A 12,598-nucleotide genomic window follows, 5' to 3' on the forward strand; every position below is an offset into this window, starting at 1 on the left:
GGGCGGGTCAGTCCGGGAGCATGGGCATGGTGAGGCCTTGGTCGCGGCCGAGGAGGGTGCCGCGGGTGATGGCGTTGGCGCCGAACTTGTCCTTCACGCGGTCGAGGGCTGAGTCGAGCTCGTTGTTGGCGGCTTTGTCGAAGGGCAGGGCCAGTTGCACGGCGGCTTCGTTCTCCAAGCTGCCGACCGAGATCCCGATCAGGGTGAGGCCCTGGGCCGTGATCAGCGGTTGAGCGGCGGCGAACAAAGCCCGGGCGGTGATCAGCACGGCCCGCGTCTGATCGGTTGCCTGAGGCAACGTATGGGAGCGGGTCGCGCGGGTGAAGTCGTCGAAGCGCAGCCGCAGCGTCACCGTCCGCCCGGAGCGACCGGCTGAGCGCATCCGCCGGGTGACGCGGTCGACGAGGCCGGCCAAGATCGCGTCGAGCGTGGCCGCTGACTTGAACGACCGCCCGAGGGCCCGCTGTGAACCGATCGACCGCCGCCGGCGCCCGACCTCGATCGGTCGCGGATCGCGATTGTGTGCGAGTGCATGCAGATGCCGCCCCGAAGCCCGCCCGAGCATCGCAACCAAGGCAGCCTCAGGCAGTTGCGCGACATCACCGACCGTTGTCAGCCCGCGGGTCCGCAGCTTCTCCGCGGTCACCTGACCCACGCCCCACAACCGCGAAACATCCAAGGGATGCAAGAACTCCAGCTCGTAGGCCGGAGGCACCTCGAGCAGCCCGTCCGGTTTGGCGATCCCACTGGCCACCTTCGCGAGGAACTTCGTCCGCGCGATCCCGACCGTGATCGGCAGCCCGACGCGCGCCAGCACTTCGGCCCGCAACCGCCGCGCGATCTCCACCGGCGTACCGGAGATCTTCGCGAGCCCGCCGACATCGAGGAACGCCTCGTCGATCGACAGCCCCTCGACCAGCGGCGTGGTGTCCTCGAACACCTTGAAGACCGCCTTGCTGGCCTCCGAGTATGCCGACATCCGCGGCTCGACGACGATCGCGGACGGGCATTGCCGCAGTGCCTGGCCGCCGTTCATCGCCGTCCGCACCCCCAAGGCCTTGGCCTCGTAGCTGCAGGCGAGCACGACCCCGGCCCCGACGATTACCGGCCGCCCGCGCAGGCGCGGGTCGTCCCGCTGCTCGACCGACGCGTAGAACGCGTCCAGATCGGCATGCAGGATGTTCGCAAGCCCTGGCGACGACACGAACACATGTTCGCATACGCCGCCGACAGTCAGCTAGAGCTCGACTGGCGAGCCCGGTACGACGCGACGCGCGTGCGGCTGGAGCAGGTCGGCGTACAGAATCGCCGTGGTCGCCGCTCGGCGGCATTGACGAAGACGCGCTCGCAATCGGACGCGGCGCAGGCGTTGATCGCGTCGAATCCGTGCCCAGCCGCGAATGCCGCGAGCCCGACTGCCGCCCCGGCCGCGAACCACTCGGCCCAGGTCGCCTCGGGTTTCGCGACGTGGAGATGCCACGGCGACCCGTCGTGATCCGACAGATACGGCCGTACGGCGTACTCCGCGAGGAGGGTGTTGAGGATCGCGGCCGCCTCGGTCGGCCTGGCGTGGAAGACCGGGCGGATCTGCTCACGGATCGCCTTGACCTGCACCAAGTCACGCGGGTCGACCACCGCCACTGGCTCGCCGTGGTCGAGCAGGAACTGCGACAGCGCCTGGGGTGCGGTCAGTTGCTCCGGCTCGAGGGTCTTGGTGTTCACCAGATCCACAGCGAGCCGGACCATCCGATCGGGCGTCGTCAAGATCTCCACTCGACCGAGCGTAACGCATTCGCTATCGTAACGCGTAACGACCATCTATAGGTTACAAGGAGTCGTGATGCTGACGCGCTACCTCACGGCCGCGACGCTCGCACGAGTCGGGGCCGAGATGGTCGCCTTCACCCTCGTCCTGCTCGTACTGGATCGAACCGACAGCCCTGCGCTCGCTGGGCTCACAGGTGCCGCCTACGCGCTGCCCGCCGTCGTCACAGGCCCACTCCTCGGCGCCTGGCTCGACCGGACGGCGCACCGGCGAACTGTGCTCGCAGTGAGCCAGGCTGTGATGGGTGGCGTCGTGCTTGCCCTGCTGGTGGTCACACCGCACTGGGCGGCTCCAGTGCTAGCCGCAGTAGCCGGTACGACGTTGCCGCTGGTGAATGGTGGATTCACCAGCATGCTGCCGAGTCTGGTCAGCAAGGACCAACTGCCGCAGGCCAACTCGTTCGAGGCAGCCAGCTTCGGCCTAGCCGCGATCACCGGTCCTGCTGCTGCCGCGACAGTCACTGCGATCGCGTCGGCCGAGACGGCAGTCGTGGTCATCGCAGCCCTTGCAGCGTTGAGCATCCTGGCCATCGGCAGGCTCCCAGTGCTGCCACCTGCCGGTAGGAGCCAGGACCCCTTCCTCAGGTCGGTTCTGGGTGGCCTGACTCATCTGGCTCGCACTCCGCGCCTACGAGCATCCACAGTGACGTCGACGCTCCTGATGGGCGTCATCGGCATGCTGCTGATCACTCTGCCGCTTCACATGGCATCTCTCGGCATGCCTCGATCCGCTGCCGGCTACCTCTGGACGGCGATGGAGCTCGGTAGCGTCGCGACAGCACTTCTTCTGGGACGCCGCCTGACCCGGTGGCGTCCGGAGTGCGTCGTGATGCTGTCGGTCGCCGCCTACGGCTTGGCCTTCACCGCATGGCCGCTGGCCGGAACCTTCGCGACACTGCTGATCCTGGCTGCTGTCACCGGACTCCTCGACGGCCCGATGATCCCGGCGATGTTCGCCGCCCGTCAGCAGTACAGCTCCTTGGAGCTCCAGGGTCGGGTCAGCACTACAGCCGCCAGCCTTCGAGTCGGCGTGGCCGCCCTCGGCCAGGTGGCGGCCGGCGTACTGGTTCCGGTGATCGGCACGCACGCTGCCCTCCTGGTGATAGCCGGCAGTCTGGTCGGAGCCTCCGCCCTCGGGTGGCTGTCGCTGAAGATAGGGAGAAATCCTGAGGCACCGACGGACTTTGTCAGGACACAATCACGACCATGGACCTGACCGCGTACCGCGACCTGTGGCGGACCCCTGGCGTGATGTCACTGATGGCGGCGGCTCTGACCGCCCGGATGCCGGTGATGGCGACGATGGTCCCGCTCGCGTTCCTGGCCAAGGACGCGTCCGGCAACTTCGGCTGGGCCGGTGTGGTCGCCGGCGCCTACTCCATCGGTACGGCGGTCGCCAGCGTCGTCTGGGCCCGGCTGGCCGACCGCAAGGACGCCCGCCGTGTCGTCATCATCACCGGTACGGCGTGGGCCCTGATGATGGCCGTTACGGCCCTGCTCCCGGATAGCGCGTACCGGTTGCTCCCGGTCGCGGCCGCGCTGGCCGGACTGTTCGTCGCGCCGGTCGCATCAACCCTGCGAGCCGCCTGGCCGCGCCTGGTGCAAGGCGGCCGCTTGCGAGCGATCTACGCCCTGGATGCCTCCGCGACGGAGCTGGTGTTCGTCATCGGCCCGATGTTCGGTGCAGCGATCGTCAGTGTGGCCAGCCCGCGCGCCGGTCTGCTGGCCTGCGCGGTCGCGGCCGCCGGAGCGATCTGGTGGTTCGGTCTGAAGCAGCAGTCCGGCATGACTCAGGAGAAGCGGGACGCCAAGCGCCCCACCGCCCGTGAGCTGCTTCTGCATCGCCATCGGCTGCCGATGCTGATCGCCTTTGCCTGCATGGTGATGGGCTTCGCGTCGATGTCGCTCGGCATCGTGGCCTTCGCCGACGAGCACGGGAACCGCTTGATCGCCGGAGTCCTGGAGATGGTGGCAGCACTGGGCAGCCTGATCGGTGGACTGGTCGGAGGAGCGTTGCCGGGCCGCCGCGACTCCTACCTCTGGCGGCGGATGCTGACCTTCACCGTGCTTGTCGCGGGCTGCTTCTTCGCCACCGCATCCGTCGTCGCGCTGGCAGTGATGCTGTTCGCCTCCGGCTGCCTGATCGCACCGACCTTCAGTGCCCTGTACGAGCGTCTGGGCGGAATGACCCCGGCCTCTGCGCGAACCGAGATCTTCGGCTGGATGCTGAGCGGCGGAATGCTCGGCGCTGCAGCAGGGTCCGCCGTAGCCGGTGCGATTGTCGAGAGCTTCGGAGTCCGTTACGCGTGGGCCTTGATGGCGGTCCTCGGAGTGCTGGCCACGGTGGCGGTCCTGCGGGTGCCACCCCATCGGCCGGTCGACTCCACACTCGCGAGCGCACCTGTCGCTGCGTAGTGCACCTTGTAGCCCGCCTCAAGAGTGCCGGAAAGCCCAGCGCACAAAGAGATGAGCTTGAAAGAACGCCGGTCCAGCACAGTGCCCTGGCCAGCTCGCACCGGGTGGATCTGCAGCGTTACGTCGTCCAGCAGTCGCCACCGCAGCAGCGAACGGATCAGGCCGAGGCTGCCGATCACATGCAGGTCCGGACCGGGCACCTGCTTCAGTGCCGCGAGCACTCGCCGCGGATCACCCTTCAGAACTTCGCTGTGCGGCTGGTACGCCACCGGGCTCGACGCAAGCACGAGCTTGCGGACAGAGCGCAGTCCCGCGACCGAACCGGCGTACTGCTCGTAAGTGCGGCGGCCCAGCAGCACTGTGTTCGCGCCGGCGGCCAGCTCGTCGATCACTCCGCCCAGTGCCGGTGCTGGCAGCCAGCGCTCCGGCCGGTCCACGATCCCGTCCTCTGACATGCACAGGTTGGCAATGATCGATCGCATCCGCGCCCCTCCTTGGTCGTCTACATCCTCGATGCAGAGAGTGGGCGGAAGGTTTCGTCATTCTTGCGGTTCAGCGACGACCGCGGTGGATCTCCGTCTCCAGGGCGTCCAGGCGGTTGTCCCAGAACTTCCGGTAGCGGTCGAGCCAGCCGTCGATCTCGCGCAGCGGTCCGGGTGCGACGGCGTACAGGCGGCGCGTCCCGGCGACGGTGACAGTGGCGAAGCCGTTGTCGCGCAGGACCCGTAGATGCTGCGAAACGGCCGGCTGGCTGATCCCGAACTCGGCGTTGATCTTCGCGGCGATGCTGCCGGCCGGCAGTTCGCCGTCGGCCAGCAACTCGATGATCCGGCGCCGGACCGGGTCGCCGAGGATGTCGAACGCATGCACGCCGGCCATTGTTTCAGTCAAGACTTATATGAACAAGTGGTCCACTCCACCGCAGGGCTTCCGGCGCGTGTGGTCGCCCACCGCCGAACCTCCGGGCGCGGGAGAGATTCCCCGCAAGCCCGGCCCGACGTCCGGTCAGCCGGTAGGCAACGGCCAGGTCACGGCTAGAATGACCCCAGAGATTACGCCTGGTGCAGTGCCGCACGGCGTACCGCAACCAGTGGCCACTGAGTAGTTTTGAGGAGACACAGCTGTGGGACGCGTCGTGCAAAAGTACGGCGGTTCTTCGGTCGCAGACGCCGATGGCATCAAGCGCGTCGCCCAACGAATCGTCGCTAGCAAGAAGGCCGGAAACGATGTGGTCGTCGTCGTCTCGGCCATGGGGGATACCACCGACGAGCTGATGGACCTGGCCAAGCAGGTCTCTCCGCTGCCGCCACCGCGCGAGCTCGACATGCTGCTCACCTCGGGTGAGCGGATCTCGGCCGCGCTGCTGGCGATGGCGATCGCGAACCTCGGGTACGAGGCGCGCAGCTTCACCGGCTCGCAGGCCGGTGTGATCACCACGTCCGCGCACGGCAACGCCCGGATCATCGACATCACCCCCGGCCGGCTGGAAGAAGCCCTGGCCGACGGGTACGTCGCGATCGTGGCCGGGTTCCAGGGGGTGGCGCAGGACACCAAGGACATCACCACGATGGGCCGTGGTGCCTCCGACACCACGGCGGTCGCGCTGGCCGCCGCGCTGGAGGCCGATTACTGCGAGATCTATACCGACGTGGACGGCATCTTCACCGCCGACCCGCGGATCGTGCCGGCCGCCAAGCACATCCCGAAGATCTCCTACGAGGAGATGCTCGAGCTGGCCGCCTGCGGCGCGAAGGTGCTGCACCTGCGCTGCGTGGAGTACGCGCGGCGCTACAACGTCCCCGTTCACGTGCGTTCCTCCTTCTCGCAGAAGGAAGGCACCTGGGTTGTCGATGCGAAGGAACTGAACAAGATGGAACAGGCGATCATCACCGGCGTGGCCCAGGACACCAAAGAGGCCAAGATCACCGTGGTCGGTGTCCCGGACAAGCCGGGTGAGGCCGCCCGCATCTTCGAGACCGTCGCGGGCGCCGAGACCAACATCGACATGATCGTGCAGAACGTGTCGGCGGTGGCCACCAACCGCACCGACATCTCGTTCACGCTGCCCCGCGCCGACGGTGCCCGGGCGATGTCCGCCCTGGCCCGGATGAAGGACGAGGTCGGCTACGAGCAGCTCCTGTACGACGACCAGATCGGCAAGGTCTCCGTGGTCGGCGTCGGGATGCGGTCGCACCCGGGCGTCTCCGCGAAGTTCTTCTCCGCGCTGGCCGACGCCGGCGTCAACATCGAGATGATCTCCACGTCGGAGATAAGGATCTCAGTGGTCGTGGACGAGAACCTGGTGGACGCAGCCGTCACGGCCGCGCACACTGCATTCGACCTGGACGACCAGCACACCGGCGCGGTCGTGTACGGAGGAACTGGACGGTGACCCCTGTGAGCGCTGTGGAGAACACGATCGAGGACCGGTCGGGTCTGCCATCACTGGCGGTGGTCGGGGCGACCGGCGCCGTCGGCTCGGTGATGCTGACCCTGCTCTCGACCCGGGAGAACGTCTGGGGTGAGATCCGGCTGATCGCCTCCGAGCGTTCCGCAGGCAAACGGCTCAAGGTCCGCGGCGAGGAGGTCGAGGTCGTCGCGATCAGCGCGGCGGCCTTCGACGGCATCGACGTGGCGATGTTCGACGTACCGGACGAGGTGTCCGCGCACTGGGCGCCGATCGCGGTCGAGCGGGGCGCGGTCGTGGTCGACAACTCCGGCGCGTTCCGGATGGACCCGGACGTCCCGCTGGTCGTCCCCGAGGTGAACGCCGAGGCGGCCCGCAACCGCCCGAAGGGCATCATCTCGAACCCGAACTGCACGACGCTGTCGATGATCGTGGCGATGGGTGCGCTGCACCACCGCTACGAGCTCGAGCAGCTGGTCGTCGCGTCGTACCAAGCGGCCTCTGGTGCCGGTCAGGAGGGCATCGACACCCTCTACGACCAGCTGACCAAGGTGGCCGGCAATCGCGAGCTGGGCAAGACGCCAGGCGACGTACGGCGGGTTGTCGGCAACGGGCTCGGCCCGTTCCCGGCGCCGTTGGCGCTGAACGTCGTGCCGTGGGCGGGATCGCTCAAGGAAGGCGGCTGGAGCTCCGAGGAGCTGAAGGTTCGCAATGAGTCCCGCAAGATCCTCGGCCTGCCCGACCTGAAGGTCTCCGCGACCTGTGTCCGGGTGCCGGTCGTGACCACGCACTCGTTGTCGGTGCACGCGCGCTTCGCCCACGAGGTCGACGCCGAAGGCGCTCGTGAGGTGCTGCGGGATGCGCCGGGCGTGCTGCTGTTCGACAACCCGGCGGAGGGCGAGTTCCCGACGCCGGCCGATGTCGTCGGCACGGATCCGACCTGGGTCGGCCGGGTGCGCAAGTCGCTCGACGACCCGAACGCGCTGGAGCTGTTCGTCTGCGGTGACAACCTGCGCAAGGGCGCAGCGCTGAACACCGCCCAGATCGCCGAGGTGGTAGCGAAAGAGTTCACCTCGGCGAAGTAGGGGTTCTCCTACAGCCAGTTCTCCCGGGCGGCATGCAGGGCGAGCTGGAAGCGGGTGCTGGCGCCGGTGCGGTTCATCAGCCTCTCCAGGTAGCGGAAGAACGTCCGGCGGCTGATTCCGAGCGTGCGGGCGATGGTGTCGTCGGCAGCGCCGGTTGCGAGCAGTGCGAGCAGCCGGCGTTCGATCGGCTCCAGCCGGTCGTCCTCGGTGCCCACTGACGCGTGCAGCGGCAGTGCGTTGCGCCAGCAGAGCTCGAACATGCCGATCAGTGCCGTCAGCAGGCTGCTCGGCCGGATGATCAGCAGCGACCGGTTCACATCGGTGTCGCGCACCGACATCGACACGAACGCCATCGAGCCGTCGATGATCGTCAGCTTCGCCGGTACGTCGGGCAGCACGCGCGCCTGCTCGCCTGCTTCCACACACGGCAGGATGTTCTCGGTCAGGTACCCGGGCACCTCGACCGACTCCGGTGAGTACACGACCCGGTAGGCGACGCCGCGACTGAGCTGGTCGATCTCCTCCTGGTTCGGGCCGCCGATGTAGTACGGCGGGGAGTCGATGGCCAGGATCTCGCGCTGGGCGCTGCCCTTGATCTGATGGATCCGCTCGACGATCGCGCTGCCGGTGACCACCTCGATCAGGTGCGTGGTGGACTCGTTGTGCACGGTCCGCCGGAACTCGTCGTAGGCGTTCAGGACCTCGATCCGGGCCTGTTTGAGCTCGGACTCCCGGCGCAGTGTCATGGCCTCGAGGCCGGCGTCCGGAGGCACCGGCAGGAAGCGCGAGTGGTCGGACCCGGATCGCCGGGCCAGACCGGCCTGCACCAGCCCGCCGAGGACGGTGTCGATCCCCGCCGACCGGTCGGGGACGCCGTCGTCCAGCTCGGTGATCGACGACGGGCCGTTCCGCAGCAGATGCTGGTAGACCTGGATCTCGTCGTCGCTGAGTCCGAGCACGCGCAAGTGATCGGCACGCTCCGTGTCCGAAATGCTCACGAGTCGTCCCTCCCTTCCGAAAGTCGTCACCGTCCGCTACCGCCTCTCCAGCCTAGGATGGACGATCCAGCGCGATCCGCACTGTCCGTGTCCTGTTGGATGCAGGCAGCGATAATTGTTGTCCTGTCAGCATTCTTGTGCCGTGTCACCATCCGGCCACCATTTCCGCGCAGTTGTGAGCGAGAATTGAGGTCCAGCAGCCCGGCGACGGACCACCTGAGCGCCGCCGGGCTGCTGTTCCAATTCTGGCGCCTGTTCGCTGTTCCGTCAGCGGAGCCCGTTTCGGTTGGGTCTCGATCCCGGCGTATCGGTGCCCTCGCACTCCCGTGCCATCACCGGCCGTGTTGGAGGGTGTACAAACTGTGCATCTCCATCGTGAGGCCGATGAGTTGAGGGAGTCCCATGCGATCTGCATCACCTTCCTGTGCGGTCTCTGGTGCGATGACCGCCGCCCTGGTCATTGCGCCTGCCGATCCGGTGGTCGCCCGGCCCGACTCCGCCCAGTGTGGCCGGGCCGCCGGATCCAGTGTGAGGTCCCAGGTGGTGCTGAGCGGTGCTCCGTGGATGGTGAGGCTGTCCATGGGGGAGCGGGGACACAGCGTCCACCGCGCGGCTCGCCCCGGCCACAAAGCACCCCTGGGGCCCCGCCGGCCGGTATCTGCCGGTTAGACGGCATGCAGCTTCCGGACGCCCTCTTAGGCAGTTCTGTCACGCCCGCGGCCAACTTCCCGGCCGCGCCGGGCGTCCAACTGGCGAATTGACCAGAATTTGACCTTGTTCACTGTTGTTCGGCGCAGCTTCTGACGAGCATCGGGAACGGCGTGGTTTTCATGCGCTGGAAGGCGTTTTGGCCGTTGTGAGCCGTCAAATGTATATTCCGGATAACGATCGACGTCGGCCGGAGGCTCGGCAGGCGGTGCGATCGGGCGCGACGTCGGTAGCCGTGCGTACGTCGTTGCTCACACTGGCGGACCGTTGTGTCATCGGCGCGCGAGTCGATCCGCTACTCTCTTCCCGGTCTACGTGGCCCGGTCAAACGAAAACCAGCGGCTGAACGTGGACAGGACTTCATGGCAGAGAGAGGCGTCGCCTGAATGAACGCGACTAGCGTCGACGAGGCATTCAACCCGTCGGTGCATGTGTACGAACCACACAAGGCCGGTTTACCGCCCTTGCGCCCGTACTTCAAAGCACTCTGGGGACGCCGGGTCTTCGCGGCAGAGATGTCACGCAGCGGGATCCGTGCGGCCAATACCAACACCTTCTTCGGGCAGATCTGGTTGGTCATCAACCCGTTGCTGCTCGCCGGGGTTTATTACCTGCTCACCGACATCATCGGTGGCGCGTCCGGCCGCCCGAACTCCGGTGCGGCCTTCGCGCACCTTTGTGGCGGCCTGTTCGCCTTCTACTACTTCCAGGGCGCAGTCACGACCGGTGCCGGCAGTGTGGTCGGTGGCGGCAAGCTGCTGATGAACATGGCCTTCCCGCGGATGCTGCTGCCCCTGTCGGCGCTGCGGACGGCTTTCTTCCGCTTCCTGCCGACGATGGGTGTGTACGCCGTCATCCATCTGGTGACCAAGCAGCCGTTGCACTGGGTGATGCTGCTGGCGCCGGTCTTCCTGATCCTGCTGACGATGTTCGCGGCCGGGATCAGCATGATCTTCGCCGCCGTCCAGGTGTACTTCCGGGACACGTCCAGCTTCCTGCCGTACCTGATGCGGATCTGGCTGTACCTGTCGCCGGTGCTGTGGTTCGCCGAGCAGGCGCCGAAGAAGTTCCAGGCGTTCATCCAGTACAACCCGCTGTACTCCCTCCTCGGTGGTTGGACCGACCTGCTGGTCCGGGCCAAGATGCCGGACGCCGAGCTGTGGATCGGTGGCGTGGCGTGGGCCGTGGCCGCGCTGCTCGTCGGTTCGTTTTTCTTCATGTCGAGGGAGCGTGAGTTCGCTGTCCGTCTCTGAAGCCGAGAAGAAGACCATGTCAAACGTCGATGCCAGTCCGGCCGTCAAGGTCCAGGACGTCTCCATCACCTATCGGACGACGTTCGAGCGGGTGCCGACCTTCAAGACCGCGATCGTCCGGTTCGGCCGCGGCGAGCGCGCGGTTCGCGAGGTCAAGGCCGTTCAGAACGTCTCCTTCGACGTCGCGCACGGCAGCGCGATCGGCATCATCGGGGCCAACGGCGCCGGCAAGTCGACGCTGCTGCGGGCGATCGCCGGCATCCTGCCGCCGACCACGGGCCGGATCGAGGTGCACGGCCGGGTCAGCACGCTGCTGTCGCTGGGCGTGGGCTTCAACGCCCAGCTGTCGGGCAAGGAGAACGTCGTCCTCGGTGGTCTGGCCGCGGGCCTGACCCGCAAGCAGGTCCAGGAGCGGTTCGAGGAGATCGAGGACTTCGCCGAGCTCGAAAAAGGGTTCATGGAGATGCCGATGCGGACGTACTCGTCCGGCATGTTCGCCCGGGTGGCCTTCGCGGTCGCCGTGCACATGGACCCCGACATCCTGATGATCGACGAGGCGCTGTCGGCCGGTGACGCCAAGTTCAAGACCAAGGCCGCCGACAAGATGAAGGAACTGGCCACCAACAGCCGGACCATGTTCCTGGTCAGCCACGCGATGAGCAGTGTCCGCGAGCTCTGCAACGACTGCATCTGGATCGACAAGGGCAAGGTGATGATGCGCGGCGAGCCCAAGGAGGTCATCGACGCGTACACCCACTTCCTCAAGGTCGGCGCCGACAAGGCTGTTTCGCTCGAGGACCTCTGACGATGCCGCGCAGGACAGTGCCGGACGTGGGGATCATCACGACCGGCCACGATGTCGCCGATGCGCGGCTGCACAAGATCACGGCGGCCCTGCAGCACCGCGACCTCACGGTCGAGCTGTGGGGCCTCGGTGAGCCCGAGGGCGGTCCGGCGGGTGCTGTCGTGCACGCCGGTCCCCGGGGCAACCTGGTCCAGCGGCTGGCCCGTACGGCGGTCCTGCCGTGGCGGACCAAGGCCAAGGTCGTGATGACGGTCGATCCGGACATGATCCCGATCACCCGGCTCGTCACCACCCTGCGCCGCCGCAAGATGGTCGCGGACATCCACGAGGACTACACCCGCCTGCTGGCGGACCGCGCCTGGGCGAAGGGCCCGGCCGGGCTACCGGCCCGGCTGATCGTCCGGGCCAGCTCCAAGCTGGCGGCCGGCGCCGACCTGACAGTTGTCGCCGATTCCCATCTTGCCCCGCACGAGGCGAAACAACGCCTGGTTGTGCAGAACTTTCCCTATGTCCCGTTCCTGGCGCTGACGCCCCCCACCGGAGCACCGCGTGCGGTGTACGTCGGGGACCTGCGCGCCAGCCGTGGACTGTTCGACATGGTCGAGACCGTCGCTGCGGCGCCGGACTGGTCCGTGGACCTGATCGGACCGGTGGCCCCGAGCGACCGGGACGAGCTGGAGGCCCGGATCAACCGGGCCGACCTGGCCGGGCGGGTTCGCCTGCACGGCCGCCAGCCACCGGCTGACGCATGGAAGCTGACCCAGGGCGCCTGGGCAAGCCTCGCCATGCTGCAGCCGACACCGGCCTTTGTGGAAGCGATGCCGTCGAAGATCTACGAGTACCTGGCCAGCGGTCTCCCAGTGCTGTCCACCCGGCTGCCACGGCAGACCCGGGTGATCGAGGAGTCCGGTGGCGGAGTCCTGGTGGACTCGGTGGCCGAGGCGTCGGAGACCCTGCGGCGCTGGTCCGCAGATCCGGGCGAGCTCGAGAAGCTGCGGGACCACGCGCTCCAGTGGGCAGCCGCCAATCTGCCCGCGACGACGCCGTACGACGCATTGGCCGACGCAATTCTCAAACTGCTGAAGCATGACTCCTGAGAGGAC

General features: G+C 67.3%; 12 protein-coding genes. 7 read left to right on the forward strand and 5 right to left on the reverse strand.

The window, feature by feature from the left end; translation table 11 throughout:
• Nucleotides 1-7: 7 nt before the first annotated feature.
• Nucleotides 8-1,204, reverse strand: coding sequence for a DNA polymerase IV (gene dinB / locus E1263_RS29330; protein WP_337590290.1), 1,197 nt, complete (start codon nucleotides 1,202-1,204; stop codon nucleotides 8-10).
• Nucleotides 1,205-1,233: 29 nt separating this feature from the next.
• The gene (locus E1263_RS29335; RefSeq protein WP_132173182.1) at nucleotides 1,234-1,773 is read right to left on the reverse strand and encodes a CGNR zinc finger domain-containing protein; all 540 of its coding nucleotides are present in this window, start codon (nucleotides 1,771-1,773) and stop codon (nucleotides 1,234-1,236) included.
• A gap of 67 nt (nucleotides 1,774-1,840) precedes the next feature.
• Between E1263_RS29335 and E1263_RS29340 the strand changes: the two genes are divergently transcribed.
• Both E1263_RS29340 and E1263_RS29345 read left to right on the forward strand, forming a co-directional pair.
• Nucleotides 1,841-3,040: an MFS transporter gene (locus E1263_RS29340; RefSeq protein ID WP_132173184.1), complete on the forward strand. Its 1,200-nt coding sequence runs from the start codon at nucleotides 1,841-1,843 to the stop codon at nucleotides 3,038-3,040.
• Nucleotides 3,031-4,239 carry an MFS transporter gene (locus E1263_RS29345; RefSeq protein WP_238161628.1) on the forward strand — a complete coding sequence of 403 codons (1,209 nt, stop codon included), beginning with the start codon at nucleotides 3,031-3,033 and terminating at the stop codon, nucleotides 4,237-4,239. The genes E1263_RS29340 and E1263_RS29345 overlap by 10 nt, the downstream gene beginning before the upstream one ends.
• On the opposite strand, the gene E1263_RS29350 is transcribed toward E1263_RS29345, so the two are convergent.
• Nucleotides 4,125-4,721 (reverse strand): dihydrofolate reductase family protein, encoded by a 597-nt coding sequence (locus tag E1263_RS29350; RefSeq protein WP_132173188.1) that lies wholly within the window; start codon nucleotides 4,719-4,721, stop codon nucleotides 4,125-4,127. The genes E1263_RS29345 and E1263_RS29350 overlap by 115 nt on opposite strands.
• Before the next feature lie 70 nt (nucleotides 4,722-4,791).
• A complete protein-coding gene (locus E1263_RS29355; RefSeq protein ID WP_337590291.1) occupies nucleotides 4,792-5,130 on the reverse strand; it encodes an ArsR/SmtB family transcription factor in 339 nt (112 codons plus the stop codon).
• A 232-nt stretch (nucleotides 5,131-5,362) separates the two neighbouring features.
• Here E1263_RS29355 and E1263_RS29360 point away from each other — a divergent pair, with 232 nt between their 5' ends.
• On the forward strand, nucleotides 5,363-6,631 hold the full coding sequence (locus E1263_RS29360) for an aspartate kinase (RefSeq protein ID WP_132173190.1): 1,269 nt from the start codon (nucleotides 5,363-5,365) through the stop codon (nucleotides 6,629-6,631).
• Nucleotides 6,628-7,731 carry an aspartate-semialdehyde dehydrogenase gene (locus E1263_RS29365; RefSeq protein ID WP_132173192.1) on the forward strand — a complete coding sequence of 368 codons (1,104 nt, stop codon included), beginning with the start codon at nucleotides 6,628-6,630 and terminating at the stop codon, nucleotides 7,729-7,731. Before E1263_RS29360 ends, E1263_RS29365 begins: the two co-directional genes overlap by 4 nt.
• 8 nt (nucleotides 7,732-7,739) lie before the next feature.
• On the opposite strand, the gene E1263_RS29370 is transcribed toward E1263_RS29365, so the two are convergent.
• On the reverse strand, nucleotides 7,740-8,729 hold the full coding sequence (locus E1263_RS29370) for a helix-turn-helix domain-containing protein (RefSeq protein WP_132173194.1): 990 nt from the start codon (nucleotides 8,727-8,729) through the stop codon (nucleotides 7,740-7,742).
• A gap of 1,094 nt (nucleotides 8,730-9,823) precedes the next feature.
• Here E1263_RS29370 and E1263_RS29375 point away from each other — a divergent pair.
• From E1263_RS29375 to E1263_RS29385, 3 genes are read left to right on the forward strand one after another with little or no spacing between them, the layout of a single operon-like run.
• Complete coding sequence (locus E1263_RS29375) at nucleotides 9,824-10,690, forward strand: ABC transporter permease (RefSeq protein ID WP_132173195.1); 867 nt, start codon at nucleotides 9,824-9,826, stop codon at nucleotides 10,688-10,690.
• Nucleotides 10,691-10,706: 16 nt separating this feature from the next.
• Nucleotides 10,707-11,495 (forward strand): ABC transporter ATP-binding protein, encoded by a 789-nt coding sequence (locus E1263_RS29380; RefSeq protein WP_132173197.1) that lies wholly within the window; start codon nucleotides 10,707-10,709, stop codon nucleotides 11,493-11,495.
• A gap of 2 nt (nucleotides 11,496-11,497) precedes the next feature.
• Nucleotides 11,498-12,592, forward strand: coding sequence for a glycosyltransferase (locus E1263_RS29385; protein WP_132173199.1), 1,095 nt, complete (start codon nucleotides 11,498-11,500; stop codon nucleotides 12,590-12,592).
• The last annotated feature ends 6 nt before the right edge of the window (nucleotides 12,593-12,598 follow it).

Source organism: Kribbella antibiotica (assembly GCF_004349055.1).
GTDB lineage: Bacteria > Actinomycetota > Actinomycetes > Propionibacteriales > Kribbellaceae > Kribbella > Kribbella antibiotica.